This is a genomic window from Povalibacter sp., from assembly GCF_036735925.1.
Lineage (GTDB): Bacteria > Pseudomonadota > Gammaproteobacteria > Steroidobacterales > Steroidobacteraceae > Steroidobacter.
In genome coordinates, this window is sequence record NZ_DAINNK010000038.1 from 21,902 (window position 1) to 41,415 (window position 19,514).

The following is a 19,514-nucleotide window of genomic DNA, read 5'->3' on the forward strand; positions in this document are numbered from 1 at the left end:
AGGAAAGTGGAGGCGGTCGGCACGCTCCGGAAGGCGCTTGGGCGGTAGCGCATCCGGATCACGACCGACCGCCATCCGAGGCAGCTGCCGACTCACAGCATTGAGTCGGCAACATGCCTGCCGGTGGACACTGCGATCCCGGGGAGGGGCAGTACGAATCGGGAGCGTCCGCCAGCTGGCACCAGAAAATTCGAAGGGCATCCTAGCCCGTTTGCATGCCCCGACCCCTCCGGGGTCCCTGTGAGACATTCCAGACTCACTTGCATGCTGTCCCTTACTGGCATAAGCGACGAAACCGGGGGGATTCCCTCACTCCCTCGAGCAAAATTTTTCCGGGCGCGCCGTCGATGCGCCGCTATCGTTCGCAGACCCTTGTTTTGCTTGAGAGAACTTTCCAAAAGCACTCGCCTTCGGACAGACTAGCGGCGCCTTCCCCAGCGTGCCCTTCATGCCCCACTACCTCGGCCAACCCGTCCCCGAACCCGGATCGTCGTCCCGCCTTGGGGTCCTGCTGGTCAACCTCGGCACGCCCGATTCGTCGGCGCCCGGTGCCGTCCGGCGCTTTCTTGCCGAATTCCTCTGGGATCCGCGAGTCGTGGAGGCGCCGCGCTGGCTGTGGTGGCTGGCATTGCACGGGGTCATCCTGCGCATCCGGCCGCGGCGCAGTGCCCATGCGTATCAACAGATCTGGACGCCGCAGGGCTCGCCGCTGCTGATCCACAGCACTGCACTGACGCAGCGCCTGCGCGGCGAACTGGCAGCGCGCCTGCAGACGGATGTCGCGGTCGAACTGGGCATGAGCTACGGCTCGCCGTCGATCGCCGACAGCCTCGGGAAGCTGCATCGCGAAGGCGTACGCCGGCTCATCGTGCTGCCGCTGTATCCGCAGTATTCGGGGACGACGACGGCGTCGGTGTTCGATCGCGTCAGCCGCGCGCTCGGACGATTTCGCGACGTGCCGGCGCTGCGCTTCATTGCCGACTATCACGCCGATCCCGGCTACATCGAGGCGCTCGCCGACAGCGTCCGTCGACACTGGCAGACGCAGGGACAGCAGCATCTGCTGCTGTCGTTTCACGGCATCCCGCGCCGCTACGTCGAGGCCGGCGATCCGTACCATCGGCAATCGCTCGAGACGGCACGACTCCTGGCCCAGGCATTGGGACTGGCGAGCGACGAATGGAGCATCGCTTTCCAGTCGCAGGTCGGGCGAGAGGAGTGGCTGCGCCCCTACACTGACGAACTGCTCGTGCAGTACGCAACAGGCTCCCGCAAACGCATCAGCGTGATCTGCCCCGGCTTCGCCACCGACTGCCTGGAAACGCTGGAAGAAATCGCCATTCGCAATCGCGCGCTGTTCCTGGAAAACGGCGGCGAGTCGTACGACTACATTCCTGCGCTGAACGCGACCGATCCGCACGTGGCCGCGCTCGCCGGACTGATCGCACGCAATGCGCAAGGCTGGCAGGCGGCCTGATGCTCGGACGCTTCCTGGAAATCAGCCTGCACGCGCCGGACATCCAGGCGTCGCTGGAGTTCTACGAATCGCTCGGCTTCATGCAGGCCAGCGTCAGCGAGACCTGGCCGTATCCCTATGCCGTGGTCACCGACGGCCGCCTGTTCATCGGCCTGCACGGCGGCTTCATCCGTTCGCCGGCGCTGACCTTCGTGCTGCCGCGGCTGGCGCGGAGCCTCGAACCGCTGCGCGCCGCGGGAATCTCGTTCGATCAGGAGCGCCTGGGCAACGACGTCTTCAACCAGGCGGCGTTCGAAGATCCGTCCGGACTGTGCATTCATCTCATCGAAGCCCGCACGTTTTCGCCGCCGGATCCGGCCGCACTCGCCGCGAGCGAATGCGGCTATTTCACCGAGTTCGGCGTACCGGTGCGCGATGCGAGCGCGGCGCGCGCCTTCTGGGAACCGCTCGGCTTCGTCGCCATGGATGAAGAGCCGCTACCGTTTCCCCGCACGCCGGTGACCAGCGATTTGCTCAATCTCGGCCTGTACCGCACCCGCGCCTTGCGCCAGCCGGTGCTGAGCTTCGAAGATCCGGACATGCGCGAAAAGCTCGCGCGCCTGCGCGAACGCGGCTTCACGCTGCTCGACGAAATGCCCGACAGCCTCGATGACGCGACCAACGCCATCCTGGAAGCGCCGGAAGGAACCCGGCTGCTATTGATGCAATCGGAATTCTGATTTCTTCTATGCCGATACGTCGGCCGCGCTGCGGCCCGACCTTCTTTCATCCAGCGGAGCACTGCATGCACCGGCTCAAGATCCTTTTCAGCCTCCTGATGGCAACGGGCATCGCCCATGCCGACGAAGGCATGTGGACGACCTTCAATTTCCCGAAGGCCGCGGTGAAGCAGAAGTACAACGTCGACATCGACGATGCCTGGCTGAAAAAAGTCCAGCGCGCCACGACCCGGCACGAAAGCGGCTGCACCGGATCGTTCATTTCCGGCGATGGCCTGGTGATGACCAACCATCACTGCGTGGTCGAATGCCTTGCGGAACTGTCGACACCGCAAAGCGACCTCATCGGCGACGGCTTCCATGCGCAGCGCCGCAGCGACGAGCGCAAGTGTCCGACCGAAATGCTGTCGGTCCTCATCGACACCGAGAACGTCACCGACAAGGTGAATGCGGCGACCGCCGGCCTCGCCGATTCGAAAGCCAACGAAGTGCGCAAGCAGACGCTCAGCAAGCTGGAAGCCGAGTGCACGGCGGCGGCGAAGAAGAATCGCGGCACCGGTCCCCTGGCCTGCGAATCGGTGACGCTCTACCAGGGCGGCCAGTACTACCTGTACAAGTACAAGCGTTATGACGACGTGCGCATCGTGTTCGCGCCGCACGACGCCATCGCCGCGTTCGGCGGCGATCCCGACAACTTCAATTTCCCGCGCTGGTGCCTGGATTTCAGCCTGCTGCGCGTTTACGAGAACGGCAAGCCGGCGCGCACGCCAGAACATCTGACCTGGCGTGCCGAAGGTCCGTCGGCAGGCGAGCCGGTGTTCGTGGTCGGCCATCCCGGCAACACCAACCGGCTGTACACCGTGTCGCAACTGCAGTTCCAGCGCGACACTTCGGTGCCCGCCTACGTGATCCGCAACACGGAGTATCGCGGTCGTCTGTTGCAATGGGCCAAGACCGGCGCGGAGCCGGCGCGCATCAGCCAGGATTCGCTGCTGCACGTCGAGAACTCGCTGAAGGTCTATCGCGGCTTCCAGCAGGCCCTGCTCGACGATGCGCTGTTCGACACCAAACGCAGGCAGGAGGAACAGCTCAAGGCACAGGCCGGCCCCGCGATGGCCTCCGCATGGACCGACATCGATACGGCCGAAAACCGCTATCGCGACATCTACGATCGCTACCTCTATCTGGAGAGCGGCGCCGGCTTCAGCAGCAAGCTCTTCATGTACGCGCGCCAGCTGGTGCGCGGCGCGGCGGAACGCGACAAGCCCAATGAACTGCGCCTGCGCGAATACGCGGCCTCGAATCTGCCGAAGATCGAGGCGAGTCTTCTCGCAGCGACGCCGGTACACAGCGACTTCGAGCAGGTGTCGCTGTCGTTCTCGCTCGACAAGCTGCGGGAAAATCTCGGACCGGACGATCCCGTAGTGCGCCAGCTCCTGAGCAGCGAATCGCCCGATTCCTTGGCGCAGAAACTGCTCACCGAATCGAAGCTCGCCGACCCGGCCGTCCGCAAGGCGCTGTGGGAAGGCGGCACGGCAGCCGTGAATGCCTCGACCGATCCGATGATCGCGCTCGCCCGCAGCATCGATCCCGAAGCGCGCGCGCTGCGCAAGGTCTTCGAAGACGAAGTCCAGGCGCCGATCGCCTCGGGCCAGGAGCGCATCGCGAAAGCACGCTTCGCCGCGCTCGGCACGAACATCTATCCCGATGCCAACTTCACGCTGCGCGTGAGCTACGGCGCCGTGCAGGGCTGGAAGGAGAAAGGCGAAGACATCGCGCCTTTCACGACGCTGGCGCGCCTGTACGAACGCACCACCGGCAAGGATCCTTTCCGCCTGCCGCAGGCCTGGCTCGACGCGCGCGACAAGCTCGATCCGAGCACACCCTTCAACTACGTGACGACCAACGACATCGTCGGCGGCAACTCCGGCAGCCCGCTGGTCGACGCCCGCGGCCGCGTCGTCGGCCTCGCCTTCGACGGCAACATCCACTCCATCGCCGGCAGCTACTGGTACGACGAACGCAACAACCGCGCCGTGTCCGTCCATCCCCGCATCATCATCACGGCACTGCGCGAGGTGTACGGCGCGGGTGAGATCGCGGATGAGATCGTCGGGGCGAGACAGGAGTAACCGCAAAGACCGGAAAGGAGAATGGCCGCAAAAAGGCGCAAGGATCGCAAAGTCGGATCAGAGCTTTTCTATTCTTGCTTTGAGATCTTTGCGCCTTTTTGCGGCCATTCTCCGCTTCCGATCTCGTTCTACCGCTCCGGCAACTCCACCCTGCCGAGCACCTTCGCCTGACGGATGCTGCCGCTGCCGTCGGCGCCGACGCTGAAGTTGCCGCCGACTTCGGCGACGTCGATGTCGCCGGAACTGTCGGTGTCGATGCGCACGTCGCGATTGACGCGGCGGATCACGATGCCGCCCGACGAGTCCTGATGGATGTGTACGCTGCCAGCCTGGGTAATGCTGATATCACCCGAGCTGTCGATGGGAATCTCGACCTGACCCTGGATTTCTTCGATCTCCATGTCGCCCGAGCTGTCCTTCACGCGCAGATTGCCAGCGACGCGGTCGATCTCGATGTCGCCGGAACTGTCGCTCACGTCCAGATCGCCGGCGATGTCCCTGATCTCGATATCACCGGAGCTGTCGGCGACGACGGCGGATTTCACGCGGCTGAGTTCGAGGTCGCCGCTGGAATCCTCCAGTTCGATCGCGACGGTGTCGGGCACCTGCACTGACAGGTCGAGCCTCGCGTAGGCGTTGAACAGGAAGCTGCCGTCCTCCAGGTCGGGCATCAGCGTCTTGAGGTACAGCGTGTCGCCTTCGCGGCGGCTGTCGATCTGGATCTTCGCCAGCAGGTCGTCGTTCGATGCGCAGGCGTGACCGCTGGCCTGGATGCGGCTTGCCGCGGGCGCACCGCGGACCTTGAGATCGCCTGCGCCGGCGCCGATGACGACCTTGGTAATGCCGGCCGCGTCCGCAACGGCCGACCGTTCGGCGCTGTGCCGGCAGTCATCGGCGTGTGCGAGGGCGATGGAACCGAGCGCGAGGGCGACGGCGGGAATGAGCCTGTTCATCGGGGCGTCCTTCTGCGAGAGAACGTGGATGGCCGTTGGACGCGGCGGCGCGGGAAAAGGTTGCCCGGAAAAGCGGGAAGCCGACTCGAACTGATTGCTGCCGTTTTTCTTCCTGTGGGGCCGGCTTTAGCCGGCCTCTTTTTCGGAAGTCAGGCTGAAGCCTGACCTACAGCAGAGAACCATCGAGCCGCAGGGCCGCCGCGACCAGGCGCCGGCCGATGCGTTCGCGAAAGGATGACGGTGCGGCCAGGGCCATGCGTTCGAGCAGCGGCCGGAATTCGGGTACGTCGGGCGAGGCCAGCATCGCCGTCGCAATGCGCAGTCGACCCGCCCAGGTCGCTGCCTGCGCTGCCAGGCCCTTCAGTGCCTTCATCAGCACCCGTTCCTCGCCGGTGAAATCCGAACCATACGGCAGCGACGCGAACAGGCCCGCGTCGCGCCAACGCGCAAAACGCGCCGCGAGAATGTCAGGACGGTTGTCGCGAGCCTGCGCAGGGATGCGATAGTCGGCCGGCAGCTTTTTCGCGCGGTGTGCTGCGGCGACGAAGTCGTCCTGGAAGCGCGCATCCATGACGGCGACGAGCGCCTGCACGATCTCTTCATCCGTGCGGCCGCGCAGGTCGGCAATGCCGTACTCGGTGACGACGATGTCGCGCAGATGCCGCGGGATGGTCGTATGGCCGTAGTTCCAGACGATGTTGGACGTGACCTTGCCTTTCGACACGCGCGTCGACCGCAGGCACAGGATCGAGCGCGCCTCGGCCAGCGCATGCGCCATGGCGACGAAGTTGTACTGGCCGCCCACGCCGCTGACGACGCGTCCATCCTCCAGTGCATCGGATACGGCGGCGCCGAGTCCCGTCACCATCATGGTCGTGTTGACGAAGCGCGCATGCCGGCGCTGCGCCGTCTTGAGTTCCCATTCGTGGCCGTAGAGTTCGTTGACGAAGCTGATGCCGCGCATCGCGAACAGCCGTCGCTGTTCCGCGGGCAGTTCGCGCAGACCGGCGTAGAACGCTTTCGGCCCGAAGAAGAATCCCGCATCCACCAGCACGCCATTGCGCAGGCGCTCGCCGAGGCATTGCCGCGCGATGCTTTCGCGATGCGCCGGATCGTCGAAGCCGGCGGGCAACAGCGCGCCGTCGGGCGCGATCAGCATGCCGCGCTCGTACTGCACGTCGTCGCGAAACACGCCGACCTCGCGCAGTTCGTTGAAATCCACGTAGGACATGCGGTTCATGCCGGCAGCGCTCAGGGCATCCAGCGTGCGCCGGCTGACCGTCTCGTCGATGTGTCCTTCGTCGAGCAGCCGCTGGATGCGCGCGCTCGGATACACGCGACGCCTGAGGATGCCGCTGCGATACAGATCGAGAAAGCCGTCGACCAGCATTTCCGAACAGCCGTACAGGCCGCGCTCGAACGGCGCCGTGCCGCCTTCGGTTTCGATCAGGCGCCGATGCTTCTCGAGAATGCCGGTGCTCTCCAGCACTTCGCGATACACCGCCGGCTGGCGATGACGCAGCTGCGTCGCGTAGACGATGGCATCGCCCAGTTCGCCGATGCCGAGCTGCAGCGTGCCGCCGTCGCGCAGCAGCGTGCTCACATGCAGCGCGATCACATGCTCGGTGAGCCCGATCGGCAGGTTGGGCGGCGCAAACAGCGGATAGTCCGCAGCCGGGTCTTCCACCAGAAAATCGAACGTGTCGGAAGCGACCAGCGCATCGCCGTACATGAACGGCAGCTCGCGATGCACCTGTCCGATGAGCGCGAACGGCTGGCCGCTGGCACGCATCGATGCGATCTGCGGCAGCAGGTCCGCCGTCAGGTCGGGATTCGAACCGAGACTCAGCACGCCCGCGGGCATCTCATCCGCCGGTGGCGCCGCCACGATCTGCGCCACGACATTCATGCCGCGACGCAGGGCATCGCGCGCCACGTGCGTGTAGTTGGAACTCAGGTAGTGGCGCTGCAGATGTTCGTTGCCGAGCCAGGCGCCGGGTTCGAGATAGAACTCGATGACCTCGATGTTCGGCGGCAGCCGGCCCTGCTCGATCAGCCGCACGTATTCCAGTTCGGGAGTGTTGCCGAAGATGCGCTGCGTCAACGGCTGCAGCAGCCGGCGCTCCAGATCGCCGTGCCAGCGCGGTACGCGCAGCGACAGCGCCGTGACGATCGTGAGACGAATGCCGGGATCGCCGACGGCGCGCCGCACGAAAGCATTGACCAGCGGATTGGGCTTGCCGATCGCCACCGGCAGGCCCATGACGATGTGCCTGCCGACGCGGCTCAGCGTCGCTTCGACACAGTCGTCCGGCTGCGTGAAGCGTACGGGATTCATGAGACCTGCATCGACCGCGGCGATGCGCGCGACGTCACTGCTTCAGCAGCAGCGCAAAGCGGATCTGCACTTCGTTCGCCACGGTCCGGGTGTCCTTCCATTCTCCCTGCCCCACGCCGAAATCCAGGCGCTTGAGTGTTGCCTGTCCCTTGAGCCACGCATTGCCGTCCTTGATCTCGAACGTGAAATCGATGGGTACTGGCTTCGTGGCATCGCGCAGGGTCAGCTGGCCGGTGGCGGAGTATTTTCCCGAACCCTTGTCGGTGAATTTCTCCGCCACGTAGTGCGCCGTTGGCCACTGCTTCGAACCGAAAAGGTCGGGGCCGCGGATGATGTCATCGCGATCGCGGTCCTTCGTGTTCACCGACCCGGTATCGATCTTCACATCGAAGCGGCTCGCAGCCAGATCCTTGGGATCGAAGCGGATGTCGGCGGTGAATTTGTCGAACGCCCCCTGGAACTGCGCACCCGCCTGCGTACCGACGAACGTCAGCGTGCTGTCTTTCGGTTGCATCGTCCATTGCGTGGCGGCCCAGGCGAGGCCGAGCACGAGCGTGAGCGCCAGGGAGAGGTATTGCAGACGTCGGATCATGGTACGCAGTCTCTTGCGGAGAAAATTCAGGACCGATCCGCCTTGAGGCGGACCGGCAGCATGCGACGCAGGACATTGTCGCGATCGAAGAAATGATGCTTGAGCGCCGCGGCGGCGTGCAGGACGGCGATCGCCGCCATCGTGAGCGCGCAGATTTCATGCGCCTCGTGCAGCAGGTCGTACTTCGCGCGATCCGGCTGGATCAGGTCCGGCAGCGTGAACAGCCCGAACCAGCTCACCGGAAAATTGCGCGCCGACGACATCGTCCAGCCGAGCAGCGGCGTGATCAGGATGAGCGCGTACAGCGCCCAGTGCGACAGATGCGCCGCGACGTTCTGCCAGCGCGGCGTCTGCGCCGGCAGCGGCGGCACGGGATTGACCCAGCGCCACAGCAGGCGCACCACGGCCAGCGCGAAGATCGTCATGCCGACCGACTTGTGCTGGGCCAGTACCGCGATCTTGGCCGGGCCGAGCGACAGCGCGCCCGCTTGGTTCGCGAGCACGAACTGCGTGATGATGAGCACGACGATCGACCAGTGCAGCAGCTGCGCCACGGCGCCATAACGTTCGGTGCTGTTCCTGAGTTGCATGATGCGCGACCTGTGCCGAGGAAAGGCGGGCGGAAGTGTACGGCATTGTGCCGCAACAGCCAGACGGAGCGATCCCCATGTCGACGAGAATGATTACCCGCGCACTGCTGCTCCTGGCGAGCGCCGGGCTGCTCACCGCGTGCCCGAAGCCCGTGCGTCCGCCGGAACGCGCGCCCGCGGCGCCGACGGCGCCCGCCGAAGTACGCGACGCCACCGTCTACGACGTCGATCCCGAGACATCCACGCTGCACGTCCTGGTCTATCGCGGCGGCGCGCTGGCGCGGCTCGGCCACAATCACGTGATGAGCGTGCGCGGACTGCAGGGTCGCCTCTGGGTACATGCCATGACGACGAAGTCCGGTTTCGACGTGTCCTTCCCCGTCGCACGGATGATCGTCGACGATCCCGAGGCACGTCGCGCCGCAGGCAGCGATTTTCCGCCCGATGTCCCGGAGGCCGATCGCGACGGCACGCGCCGGAACATGCTGCGCGCCGAAGTGCTGGATGCCGGGCGCTATCCGACCATCAGCTTGAAGTCCGTGAACATCGCGGGCTCGGCGGCGAACGCGCAGGTCACGGCGCAAGTCACGATCCGCGATGTCAGTCGCGAGGTGTCGCTGCAACCTGCCATCAGCATCGAAGCCGACCGCGTCACGGTGCGCGGCAAGCTCGATCTGCTGCAGTCCGACTTCGGCATCAAGCCCTTCTCGGCGGCGCTCGGTGCATTGACGGTGCAGGATCGGCTGCACGTGACGTTCGAGGTGGTGGCCGTGCGCAGAAGGGATCCTTAGCGCTCGCGCCACGCCATCCCGTCTGGACTCTTTCCCGTCTCGATCGTGCGACTGACTTTCAGCGCGCCCAGATCCACCACCGCGATGCGATTGGCGCCCGACACGGCGACGTATGCCTCCTTGCCATCCGGTGCAATGAGAATGCCGGTCGGCGCCAGGCCCAGCGGCAGTCGTGCGCGCTGCGTGCGGCTGGCGACATCGATGACGACCAGTTCGCCCGCGCCGAGATCGGAGATCAGCACCAGCGCACCGTCGCGCGTGAACTTGAGCCGGTTCGAACGCTTCGTTCCGGCATCGAACGTGTGAACGACCTTCGCGCTCGCCACGTCGATCACGGACACATGGCCATCGCGCGAATGCGCCGTCCAGAGCTGCCTGCCGTCGGGCGACTCGTCGAGCCCTTCGGGGCCGGCGCCGACCGATACCAGTGTCTGCTGCCACTCGTCCTTCGCATCGCGCGCAACGATGCCAATGCTGTCGGACCCCATGTTGCTCGCAAACAGCTTCGTGCCATCGCGCGCAGCCAGCACCATGTGCGTACCTTCCTGAGCCGTGTCGAACTGCCAGTCGACGCGTTTCGCTGCTGGATCGAACCGCGCAATGCGCCTGCTCGCCTCCGATGTGAAGTACACGTGACCCGCGGAGAACGACAGGCCGTGCGGGCGGCGCAGTTCGCCGAGATCCACTCGCCTGATCTCGACGCGGCCGGGCACGTCGATCACCGACAGCGTGTTGCCAGCGACGTTTGCTCCGTAGTTGCTGACGAACGCGAGCCTGCCATCGTCCGACAGCTCGACTTCGTGCGGGCCGTCGCCCGTGGCGATCGTCTTCGCCGTGACGCCGCTCGCCGGATCGACGAACGACAGCGTCGCATCGCCCTTGTTCAGGACCAGCAATTCCGCGGCAGTCGCGGACAGCGACAGCAGCGACGCGAGAATGATGACTGCAATGCGCATGATGAACTCCTCACTGGATCGGCCCAACGATGCAACAGTCCGGGGACGAAGCCAAGCGATGGCCGTGGGCGCGCTCACGGCATCGTGCGCACTCTGAAGAAACCCCCACCCCAACCCTCCCCCGCTACGCGGAGGAGGGGAAAACCAAGAGCGCTTCTTTTTTGCTAACGTCGCGGCATGACCAACGCCGCGCTCTGGACGCTCGCCCTGCTGCTGATGCTGGTCGGTGCGCTCGGCATCGTGCTGCCGGCATTGCCGGGCATTCCCCTGATGTTCGCCGGCATGGTGGTCGCAGCGGCCATCGATGACTTCCAGCGCATCGGCTGGGTCACGCTGTGCATCCTCGGTTTTCTCACGCTGCTGTCCGTCATCGTCGAGTTCGCCGCTTCGGCGCTGGGTGCACGGCACGTCGGCGCGAGCAAACGGGCGATCACGGGTGCATTGCTCGGCACCGTGGTCGGCCTGTTCTTCGGCATTCCCGGCCTGATCTTCGGACCGTTCGTCGGTGCGTTGATCGCCGAACTCACGGTCCACGGACGACTCGACCAGGCCGGCCGCGTCGGCGTGGCGACCTGGATCGGCCTGATCTTCGGCACGCTCGCCAAGATCGCCATCGCCTTCACCATGCTCGGCATCTTCGTGCTCGCCTACTTCATCGCCTGAATCGCCGCTTGGACAATCTCACTCATACGCTCGCCGGCGTCCTGGTCGGCGAAACCCTGGCACGCACGACGTCGCCCAGTCCGTCGGGACTGTCGCAGCCGCAACGACGCAATCTGCTCGTGACGCTGATGGCCGTGGGCAGCAACGTGCCCGATCTCGATTTCCTGTCGTCGGCGATCAGCGGCGACAAGCTCGAATATCTGCTCGAGCATCGCGGCCACACGCATACCGTGATCGGCGCGTTCCTCGCCGCGGCATTGCTGTACCTGGTCTGCGAGGCCTGGTGTCGCTGGCGACACTGGCCGCTGATGACACGCGATCGCTGGCATGTCGCCGCCGCGGCGCTGCTCGCACTGCTGCTGCACATCACGATGGATTTCGCCAACAACTACGGCGTGCATCCGTTCTGGCCGGTCGACAACCGCTGGCTGTACGGCGACACGATCTTCATCTGGGAACCGCTGCTGTGGACGGCCGCCGCGCCGTTGATCTTCATCCTGCGCACGACGCTGGCGCGCGTGCTGGTCGGTGCCCTGCTGGCTGCCGCGCTGGCCGCCTGCTTCGGCAGCGGCCTGGTGCCGATCGGCTTCGCCGTGCTCGCGACCGGACTGGCGCTGGCGATGCTCGGTATCGCGCGCAGGACGAAACCCGTCACGGCGCTGCTCGCCGGCATTGCCCTGTGGCTGTCGATCACCGCGACGTTTGCCTTGAGTCGCAATGCCGCCGAAACGCAGGTGCGTCGTTTCGTATCGGAAGCGCTGCCGCAGATGACGGTGCTCGACTACGTGCTCACACCATTCCCCGCCAACCCCGTGTGCTGGGACGTGATGCTGCCGATGACCGACGCGGACCGTTACGTGATCCGGCGCGGCACCTGGTCATTGTGGCCGCAGGTGCTGCCGGCCGCGCGCTGTCCCGGCCACGAACTGCTCAGCAATGTCACCGCGCCGATGACGCGCGTGGTCGGCAACGATTCGCCCGCGGTGATCTGGCATGGCGAGGTGGTCATGCGCCGCACGGAACTGCCTGCACTCGCGGTTCGCGACTGCGACGCCGCCGCCCTGATGCACTTCGCCCGCGTGCCGTGGGCGCTGCGGCGCGAGAACACCTGGATTGTGGGCGACCTGCGTTACGACCGCGAACCGGCGCTGGGATTTGCTGAAATCGAACTGAAGAAAGATGCGGCGCACTGTTCGTCGCCGCTGCCACCGTGGCTGCCGCCTCGCGGCGATCTGCTGGGAGAATGAGAAGGTTTCACCCGGAGGCCGGAGAAGAAGAGTTTCCACGGGGCAGGAAGGGGGGACACACGGGGAACACAGGGAAGAAAAATTTTCTCTCTCTTGGATCCCCGTGGTCCCCGTGTCCCCCGTGGAAAATCTCTTCTCTTCCGAATCCGGTCTCAGGTCTTGCGCTTCGCCGTGAAGGTGCCTTCGCCGTAGGAGCCGAACACGGCCTTGCCCTTCATGGTGTCGCCTTCGACGGTGCCGGTGTAATCGATGCGCAGGTCGGTGCCCTGGACGTCGATCGAGAAGCCGAAGGCCACCGCCGTGCCTTCGAGCGTGCCGGTGTAGTCGACCGAGCCCATCTGGCTCGACACCTTGCCGCTCAGGGCGGTGCCGCTCTGGGCGACCGTCATGTCGGCATCCTGTGCGCCCATCGGGCTTTCGGTCGTCAGCACCCAGTTGCCCGACAGATCGGGACCCTTGGGCTTGGACGGCGTGGACGAGCAGGCCGCGATCAGGATTGCGGCGGCGGCCAAGGCCATTACACGTAGCTTGCGCATGCGAAGTTCCCCATCGGTTGGTCGCGCAGCGGGCATCGCGCTGCTGTGTTGTCGATATCGGATGCCGGGCGCCGGCAAGTATGCCTGCCGGCGCCGACGGTCGCAGCGGCGTTTGCTTGCGGCCCGAATGAAAAGATACGCCAAGCGGCCCTCCGGGACGGCGCGCCTGCGTTTGCGGTTCGTTACCCGCTTGTGCTTGCGGTGATCCGCGGCTTGCGTCGACACTAGGCCGGTCTTCCCAAGCCACGGACACCCCCATGTCGAATAGCCTCAGAAGCAGAATCCTGCTGACGATTGCCACCGCTGCGGTCGCAGCGCCGCTCGGCGTCATCCTCGCCCACGACGATCACGCCACCGGCATCTACAAGGTTCGTCACGACGAATATCACAAGCTCGGCGACGCCTTCAAAGTCATCCGCGACCAGACCCGGGCCAACGCGCCCGATGCGGCAGCGATCAAGAATGCGGCCGTCGTCGTGAACAACGCGGCCAACGAACAGTTCAACTGGTTCCCCGCGGACTCCGGTCCGAAAGAGGGCGTGAAGACCCGCGCCAAGGCCGAGATCTGGAGCAAGCCCCAGGACTTCAACGCCGCGCAGAAACTGTTCCAGGAACAGGCGGGCAAGCTCAACACGGTCGCCGCCGCCGGCGACGTCGCCGCAGTACGTGCCCAGTTCGGCGAGGTCGGCAAGGCCTGCAAGAACTGCCACGACAACTTCCGTACGCCGGAAGATTGACAAAGGCATTTCACACGGAGATCACGGAGCCAGCGATCAAGAAGAATTTCCACGGGGCAAGAATGGGGACACGGGGAGCACGGGGAAAGAAAACTCTTGTTCTCTGAGACCCCGTGTTCCCCGTGTCCCCCGTGGAAAATTCTTCTTCTCTCTTCCGGTCTCCGTAGTCTCCGTGTGAAACCCTCATCCTGACGACCCAATTCCGCCATGCCTGATTCCCCGCTCACCCGCGTCCGCATCTGGGACGCGCCGATCCGCCTCGTTCACTGGCTGATGGTCGCGCTGGTCGCGCTGTCGTGGTGGACCGCGGAGAACAACAACCTCGAGTGGCATCGCTACAGCGGCTATGCGCTGCTGGGACTGCTGGTGTTCCGCGTCTACTGGGGATTCTTCGGCAGCGAAACGGCGCGCTTCGCGAACTTCGTCAAAGGTCCGCGGGCAGTCTGGTCGTACGTGCGGGATGCGTCAGGCGCTGCCCGGCCGGGCCACAATCCGCTCGGCGCGCTGAGCGTGATCCTGCTGCTGTTGCTGCTGATTGCGCAGGTGACGCTCGGGCTGTTCGCGGTGGATGTCGACGGCATCGAATCGGGCCCGCTGTCGCATCTCGTGAGCTTCGACACCGGCCGTGCCTGCGCCGACATTCACGAGACGCTGTTCAACGTGCTGCTCGGGCTCATCGGGCTGCACATCATCGCCGTGCTGTACTACCTGCTGTTCCGCCGCCAGAACCTCATCGCGACCATGATCCATGGCAAGCGCGACGTCCCCGCCGGAACGACGACTTCGCTCGCCAGCCTGTCATGGCCGAAGCTCCTCATCGGCCTGGTCCTGGCCGGCATCGTCGTCTGGTACATCAGCCGGGGTTGAACTCAGCCGCCGCCCAGCAGCAGTTCGCGCTCGGACTGCAGCCGCTGCCGCAGGTATTCATCGCGACTGAGTCCCCCGGGAATCTCGCTCATCGCCATCACGTTCGTGACGATGGCGCTCTCACGTAGTTTGTAGAGTTCGAACATCGGATCGCGCTGCGCGGCGTAGGCGGCCTGGCGGCGTTCGGTATCGACCCGGTAGCGTTCTTCGAGCGCGGCGATCTGCTGGGTCTGCCGTGTCGCCTCGGCGACGGATTCGCGGATCAGCGCGATCTTCAGCAGCAACGCTTCGCCCGCAGACAGTTCGCCGCGACGTTCGTACTCCTCGACATCCGCTTCGATCTCTTTCGCACGCGCGGCGCGTTCCTCCGCAGGTAGCGCCGCGGCTTGCGCGAAGAATGTCCGCGTCCGCGCATGGAATGCGAGGCGTGCCTGCTGTTCGTCCGGTACCGCCGCCGCGGCGGCGATGCCCGGCGCGACCGTGTCTTCGATCGTCGCCACCGGAAGCTCCTGCGTGGCCGGTACGCTGGCCGGCGTCGTCATCGCCTGACGCGTGTGCACCTGCCAGTAGAGGATGGCCAACGACGCGGCGCCCGTGGCCGCCGCAATCATCCATGCGCGCTTCGGTTTCACAGCAGGCCGTCCACCAGCGCATAGATCAGGTTCAGCGGCTTGGCGCGATCGGCCGCATCGCTCGACTCGGACGCATCGAGCACCGGGCCATTGCCTTCGAGCACGCTGTCGATGAAGTTGCTGAGCTCCAGGCCGCGTTCCTGCACGTCGCCGTTCTCGAAGTCGACGATGGTCGTGCAGTGACTTTCATTCAGCGCGCGATATTGCGGGAAGTAGCCGCCGAAGTTCGGCAACGTATCCAGTGCCTGCTTCAGGCGCGTCGTGTCCGTCGCCCACTTCGCATGGATCAGCGCCTGCTTCGTCGCCAGATCCGGCGCCTGCTGGATCTCGGGGAAGAAGCGTTCGTACGAGTACGAGGAATAGTTGAGGTCCTGCCAGAAGTGCGCGTGACCGAGCCGATCGGTCGGCTGCTTGGCGGCGAGCGCGGCATAGAAGGTACCCAGATTTGCGCGCGTGAAACCGGGCAGCAGCGATTCGAGATAGGGCAGCGGTCCCTGATCGAGTCCCCAGACCTGGCGGATCGCCGCGTGCAGCCGTACGGACGGATACTGCTGCGCATCCGCACCCTCCGGCGCGAAGAACAGCGGGCCGGAATCGTCGATCAGGAAGCCGCGCGTCGGCGCGAGATCGCGGCGCAGATGCGGATAGTTGTCGAGACTGCCCGTGCCGCCGGCGCTGCAGCCCGTCGACAGCATCTGGGTCGGACGCGGCAGATTGTTCTTGAGCCAGGCGACCACGGCGCGCACGTTGCGCACGCCGTTGTGATGCCAGATGAGCGGCTGGTTCTGTCCCGATGGATCGCCGTACACCGCGACCCGATCGCCGCCGTACACGTCGCCCGTGCAGTACGGCACGTACACCAGGTTCCAGTTCCGGGTCTTCACGGACGTCCAGGGATGCAGCCGCACGACGAAGGGACTCACGAGGCTGCTGCCCGGATTCACCAGGCTCATGTAGTCGTCGGGAATGCCGTTGGGATTGCGTGCACCGCGGATGCCCGACTGGCCGCTGCAGCTCGCGTAGTCCCAGCAGGCGCCGCCGCCTTCCATGTAGATGAGCGTGTTGCGCGTGTTGGGAACGCGATTCACGAAGAACTTGTACTGCGAACCGTTGCCGCACACCGCCTGCGTGGATGCCGCGAGCTTCACGGTCTGCCACTGGTAGTACGCACCGCGATTGAAGCCGTCGGCAAAGCCCGCGGGATTCGGCTTCAGCGGATAAATGCCCTGCTGCTGCGCCGCCGTCACGGGATTGTCGGGTCCCGGCGGGAAGGCGAGGTTCAGCAGGGTCTGGAAGGCGTTGTAGTCGCCGGGTTCGGCCCGCGCCGACACGGCGGACAGCGACAGAACGAGGGCGAGGAAGGCGGCACCGATGCGCGCATTCATGAGCAACCTCCAGTGTCATTCCTGCCGTCCGGACGGACGGCCGTTGCGACGTCAACCGGCGGCCACGGTGAGCCGGCCCGGCGGAGGTGTCAATTCGCAGATTCGCGACGTGCCGGACGATTCCGGACGACGTCGCCGTGCCGCGCTACTTGCGGTCCGGGTATTTCGCCAGCACCTGCTCGACGACCGCCCTGGCGTCGGCGTCGCTCAGTTCAGCCGAATCGAAACTGGCGTCGATCGAGCCGCTCCACACCTGCGCGTTCTTGTTGGCATCGATGACGTCGAGCGTGAATGTGCCGCTCTGCGCTTTCTTCTTGCCGATCGGCAGGCTGATGCCGACACCGCCGCCCACGCCGCCGGACCCGCCGCCCATGCCGACGCCGACGCGCGGCTTCGACTGCGGGTTCTCATGGGTCGACAGGTGATAGGCGATGCGGCAGTCGGGCTTGTCCGCCGACTGGGTGTAGCCCTTGGCCTCCAGCGTCTGCATCACGATGCCCTGCACGCGCTGATCCGTGAACGATGCTGCGTCGGTTCCCGGCGACGGATTCCACGCGAAGCTCTGGCAGTTCGGCAATGTGCCTTCGATGCTGTCGACGCGCACGGCCGGCGCCGACGACGTCGCGCAACCGCTGAGCACCATCGTCGTCAGCAGGGCGGTCCAGGGGTTCGCAGTGACTCGCATCGGCATGGGATTCTCCGGGAATGACGAGAACTCAACGAATAAGATGCGTTGCAGGATCCGCGACTGCGGAATAGCGCAGCTGCCTCTTCCTGTAGGTCAGGCTTTAGCCTGACTCCCAGAGGCCGGCTAAAGCCGGCCCCACAGGAGAGATTAAAGAGTAGACCGCTACGGCTTGCGCCGCTTGTGATCCTTGTGCGGCTTTTTCTTGCCGCCCGGTTTTTTCCCGACCGGCTTCTTCCCCGGCACGAACTCGCGCTCGCGCTTCAACCGATCCGACTGCGTCTTCAGCGCCAGGCTGATCTGCAACTGCTGGCCGCCGACCCGCACCTTCTGCAGCGCGCGGAAAATCTCCTTGGGCATGCCGCCGGGCAGATCGACGAAGCTGTGATCCTCGCGGATCACCACGCGCCCGATGAACTTGCCTTCGAGGCCAGCTTCATTGGCGATGGCGCCGACGATGTTGGACGGTTTGATACCGTGGACCGCGCCGACTTCGACGCGATAGGTCTGCAGGTCCGAATCGTCGTGACGCTCGCGTTTGCCGTGCTGTAGGCGCTCGCCGTCGGGTTCGAACTCGCGGCGCGCCGGACGCTCGTCGCGACTGCGGCGTTCGGGGCGATCGGCTGGCGGCGGCGAATGGTCGACTGCAGCGGATTCGCGTTTGCGCTCGACCTTCCCTGCCGACTCCCGCTCGTCCCGCTTCTCCCGCTGCGGCGCGTCCAGCAGCAGCGGCGTCTTGCCCTGCGCCATGCTGGCCAGCGCGGCCGCAATCTCGATGGCGGGCACATTGTGTTCCTGTTCGTAGCGCTCGATCAGTCCGCGAAAGGCATTGGCCTCGCCGGCAGCGAGCGCATCCGTGATGCGCTGATTGAAGCGAATGACGCGCTGTTCGTTCACGTCTTCGACCGTCGGCAACTGCATCTGTGTGATGGGCTGGCGCGTCGTGCGTTCGATCACGCGCAGCATGTTGCGTTCGCGCGGCGCGATGAACAGGATCGCCTCGCCGCTGCGTCCGGCGCGTCCGGTGCGGCCGATGCGGTGCACGTAGGATTCCGGGTCGTACGGCACGTCGAAGTTCACGACGTGACTGATGCGATCGACGTCCAGACCGCGCGCCGCGACGTCGGTGGCGACCACGATATCGATCTGGCCTGCCTTGAGTCGTGAGATCGTGCGTTCGCGCAGGTTCTGCGGGATATCGCCGTTCAGTGCCTCGACGGCGAAACCGCGCGCTTCGAGGCGTTCCGCCAGTTCCGTGGTCGCCTGCTTGGTGCGCGCGAAGACGATCATCGCGTCGAAGGTTTCGGCTTCGAGAATGCGCGTCAGCGCGTCGAGCTTGTGCACGCCGCTCACCATCCAGAAGCGCTGGCGGATGCTGCTGGCCGTGCTCGTCTTGCTGCGGATGGTCACTTCCGCCGGCTTGCGCAGATGGTTCTGCGCGATGCGCCGCACCTCGGCCGGCATGGTCGCGGAGAACAGGGCGATCTGACGCGACTGCGGCGCCTGGCCGAGAATCCATTCGACGTCGTCGATGAAACCCATGCGCAGCATTTCATCGGCTTCGTCGAGCACGAAGTAGCGCACGGACTGCAGCTTCAGCGTTTCGCGCTTCAGGTGATCCATCACGCGGCCCGGCGTGCCGACGACGACATGCACGCCGCGCCGCAGGCTGTGCAGCTGCGGCGTGTAGCTCTGGCCGCCATAGATCGGCAGCACATGAAAGCCCGGCATGTGCGTGGCATAGCGCTGGAAGGCTTCGGCCACCTGGATCGCCAGCTCGCGCGTCGGCACCAGCACCAGCGCCTGCGGCTCGCGCAGTTCGAGATCGATTTTCGACAGGATCGGCAGCGCGAACGCGGCCGTCTTGCCGGTGCCGGTCTGCGCCTGACCGACGACGTCGACGCCGCTCAGGATGTGGGGAATGGTCGCGGCCTGGATCGGCGACGGCGACTCGTAGCCGACGTCGTTGAGCGCGGCTACGACGGCGGCGCTCAGGGAAAGGTCATTGAAACTGACCGGGCTCGCACCGTCAGCGGGGGATTGGGCGGACATGAAAAACCTCGGGAAGGGTTCGGCGACGGCGGTCGGCCGATGAAAGGCGCGCGATTCTAGCGGTTTCGGACTCTTACTGTGGGGCCGGCTTTAGCCGGCCTTTCAGGAGTCAGGCTAAAGCCTGACCTACAGCCTGACCTACAGGGAGAGCAGGGAAACACA

General features: G+C 65.3%; 18 protein-coding genes. 8 read left to right on the top strand and 10 right to left on the bottom strand.

Annotated features, from left to right (window positions below; translation table 11 throughout):
• The first annotated feature begins 448 nt into the window (after positions 1 to 448).
• From hemH to V7D81_RS12850, 3 genes are all read left to right on the top strand, one after another.
• Positions 449 to 1,477 carry a ferrochelatase gene (gene hemH, locus V7D81_RS12840; protein WP_324316929.1) on the top strand — a complete coding sequence of 343 codons (1,029 nt, stop codon included), beginning with the start codon at positions 449 to 451 and terminating at the stop codon, positions 1,475 to 1,477.
• Entirely contained in the window at positions 1,477 to 2,196 is a 720-nt protein-coding gene (locus V7D81_RS12845; RefSeq protein WP_324316930.1) for a VOC family protein, read from the top strand. The genes hemH and V7D81_RS12845 overlap by 1 nt, the downstream gene beginning before the upstream one ends.
• 65 nt (positions 2,197 to 2,261) lie before the next feature.
• Positions 2,262 to 4,328, top strand: coding sequence for a S46 family peptidase (locus tag V7D81_RS12850; protein WP_324316931.1), 2,067 nt, complete (start codon positions 2,262 to 2,264; stop codon positions 4,326 to 4,328).
• Between the two features lie 128 nt (positions 4,329 to 4,456).
• On the opposite strand, the gene V7D81_RS12855 is transcribed toward V7D81_RS12850, so the two are convergent.
• The 4 genes from V7D81_RS12855 to V7D81_RS12870 all read right to left on the bottom strand — a co-directional run bounded on the left by V7D81_RS12855 (position 4,457) and on the right by V7D81_RS12870 (position 8,801).
• Positions 4,457 to 5,281 carry a GIN domain-containing protein gene (locus V7D81_RS12855; protein ID WP_324316932.1) on the bottom strand — a complete coding sequence of 275 codons (825 nt, stop codon included), beginning with the start codon at positions 5,279 to 5,281 and terminating at the stop codon, positions 4,457 to 4,459.
• 166 nt (positions 5,282 to 5,447) lie between these two features.
• The gene (locus V7D81_RS12860; RefSeq protein WP_324316933.1) at positions 5,448 to 7,619 is read right to left on the bottom strand and encodes an acetyl-CoA hydrolase/transferase C-terminal domain-containing protein; all 2,172 of its coding nucleotides are present in this window, start codon (positions 7,617 to 7,619) and stop codon (positions 5,448 to 5,450) included.
• A gap of 34 nt (positions 7,620 to 7,653) precedes the next feature.
• Positions 7,654 to 8,211, bottom strand: coding sequence for a YceI family protein (locus tag V7D81_RS12865; protein WP_324316934.1), 558 nt, complete (start codon positions 8,209 to 8,211; stop codon positions 7,654 to 7,656).
• Positions 8,212 to 8,237: 26 nt separating this feature from the next.
• A complete protein-coding gene (locus V7D81_RS12870) occupies positions 8,238 to 8,801 on the bottom strand; it encodes a cytochrome b (RefSeq protein ID WP_324316935.1) in 564 nt (187 codons plus the stop codon).
• A gap of 77 nt (positions 8,802 to 8,878) precedes the next feature.
• Here V7D81_RS12870 and V7D81_RS12875 point away from each other — a divergent pair, with 77 nt between their 5' ends.
• Positions 8,879 to 9,592, top strand: a complete 714-nt coding sequence (locus V7D81_RS12875; protein WP_324316936.1) for a YceI family protein — start codon at positions 8,879 to 8,881, stop codon at positions 9,590 to 9,592.
• On the opposite strand, the gene V7D81_RS12880 is transcribed toward V7D81_RS12875, so the two are convergent.
• Positions 9,589 to 10,548 (bottom strand): YncE family protein, encoded by a 960-nt coding sequence (locus V7D81_RS12880; RefSeq protein WP_324316937.1) that lies wholly within the window; start codon positions 10,546 to 10,548, stop codon positions 9,589 to 9,591. The genes V7D81_RS12875 and V7D81_RS12880 overlap by 4 nt on opposite strands.
• A 177-nt stretch (positions 10,549 to 10,725) precedes the next feature.
• On the opposite strand from V7D81_RS12880, the gene V7D81_RS12885 reads away from it, so the two are divergent.
• Positions 10,726 to 11,211: a DUF456 domain-containing protein gene (locus tag V7D81_RS12885; protein ID WP_324316938.1), complete on the top strand. Its 486-nt coding sequence runs from the start codon at positions 10,726 to 10,728 to the stop codon at positions 11,209 to 11,211.
• Positions 11,212 to 11,219: 8 nt separating this feature from the next.
• Positions 11,220 to 12,458 (top strand): metal-dependent hydrolase, encoded by a 1,239-nt coding sequence (locus V7D81_RS12890; RefSeq protein ID WP_324316939.1) that lies wholly within the window; start codon positions 11,220 to 11,222, stop codon positions 12,456 to 12,458.
• A gap of 152 nt (positions 12,459 to 12,610) precedes the next feature.
• On the opposite strand, the gene V7D81_RS12895 is transcribed toward V7D81_RS12890, so the two are convergent.
• Entirely contained in the window at positions 12,611 to 12,994 is a 384-nt protein-coding gene (locus V7D81_RS12895; RefSeq protein WP_324316940.1) for a hypothetical protein, read from the bottom strand.
• 257 nt (positions 12,995 to 13,251) lie between these two features.
• Between V7D81_RS12895 and V7D81_RS12900 the strand changes: the two genes are divergently transcribed.
• Both V7D81_RS12900 and V7D81_RS12905 read left to right on the top strand, forming a co-directional pair.
• Positions 13,252 to 13,731, top strand: a complete 480-nt coding sequence (locus V7D81_RS12900) for a c-type cytochrome (protein ID WP_324316941.1) — start codon at positions 13,252 to 13,254, stop codon at positions 13,729 to 13,731.
• Between the two features lie 207 nt (positions 13,732 to 13,938).
• Complete coding sequence (locus tag V7D81_RS12905) at positions 13,939 to 14,598, top strand: cytochrome b/b6 domain-containing protein (protein ID WP_324316942.1); 660 nt, start codon at positions 13,939 to 13,941, stop codon at positions 14,596 to 14,598.
• 2 nt (positions 14,599 to 14,600) lie between these two features.
• Here V7D81_RS12905 and V7D81_RS12910 read toward each other — a convergent pair whose 3' ends face one another.
• From V7D81_RS12910 to V7D81_RS12925, 4 genes are all read right to left on the bottom strand, one after another.
• The gene (locus V7D81_RS12910; RefSeq protein WP_324316943.1) at positions 14,601 to 15,230 is read right to left on the bottom strand and encodes a hypothetical protein; all 630 of its coding nucleotides are present in this window, start codon (positions 15,228 to 15,230) and stop codon (positions 14,601 to 14,603) included.
• The gene (locus V7D81_RS12915; RefSeq protein ID WP_324316944.1) at positions 15,227 to 16,615 is read right to left on the bottom strand and encodes a pectin acetylesterase-family hydrolase; all 1,389 of its coding nucleotides are present in this window, start codon (positions 16,613 to 16,615) and stop codon (positions 15,227 to 15,229) included. Before V7D81_RS12915 ends, V7D81_RS12910 begins: the two co-directional genes overlap by 4 nt.
• 145 nt (positions 16,616 to 16,760) lie before the next feature.
• Positions 16,761 to 17,306 carry a DUF4136 domain-containing protein gene (locus V7D81_RS12920; RefSeq protein WP_324316945.1) on the bottom strand — a complete coding sequence of 182 codons (546 nt, stop codon included), beginning with the start codon at positions 17,304 to 17,306 and terminating at the stop codon, positions 16,761 to 16,763.
• A gap of 159 nt (positions 17,307 to 17,465) precedes the next feature.
• Positions 17,466 to 19,352: a DEAD/DEAH box helicase gene (locus V7D81_RS12925; RefSeq protein WP_324316946.1), complete on the bottom strand. Its 1,887-nt coding sequence runs from the start codon at positions 19,350 to 19,352 to the stop codon at positions 17,466 to 17,468.
• Positions 19,353 to 19,514 lie beyond the last annotated feature (162 nt).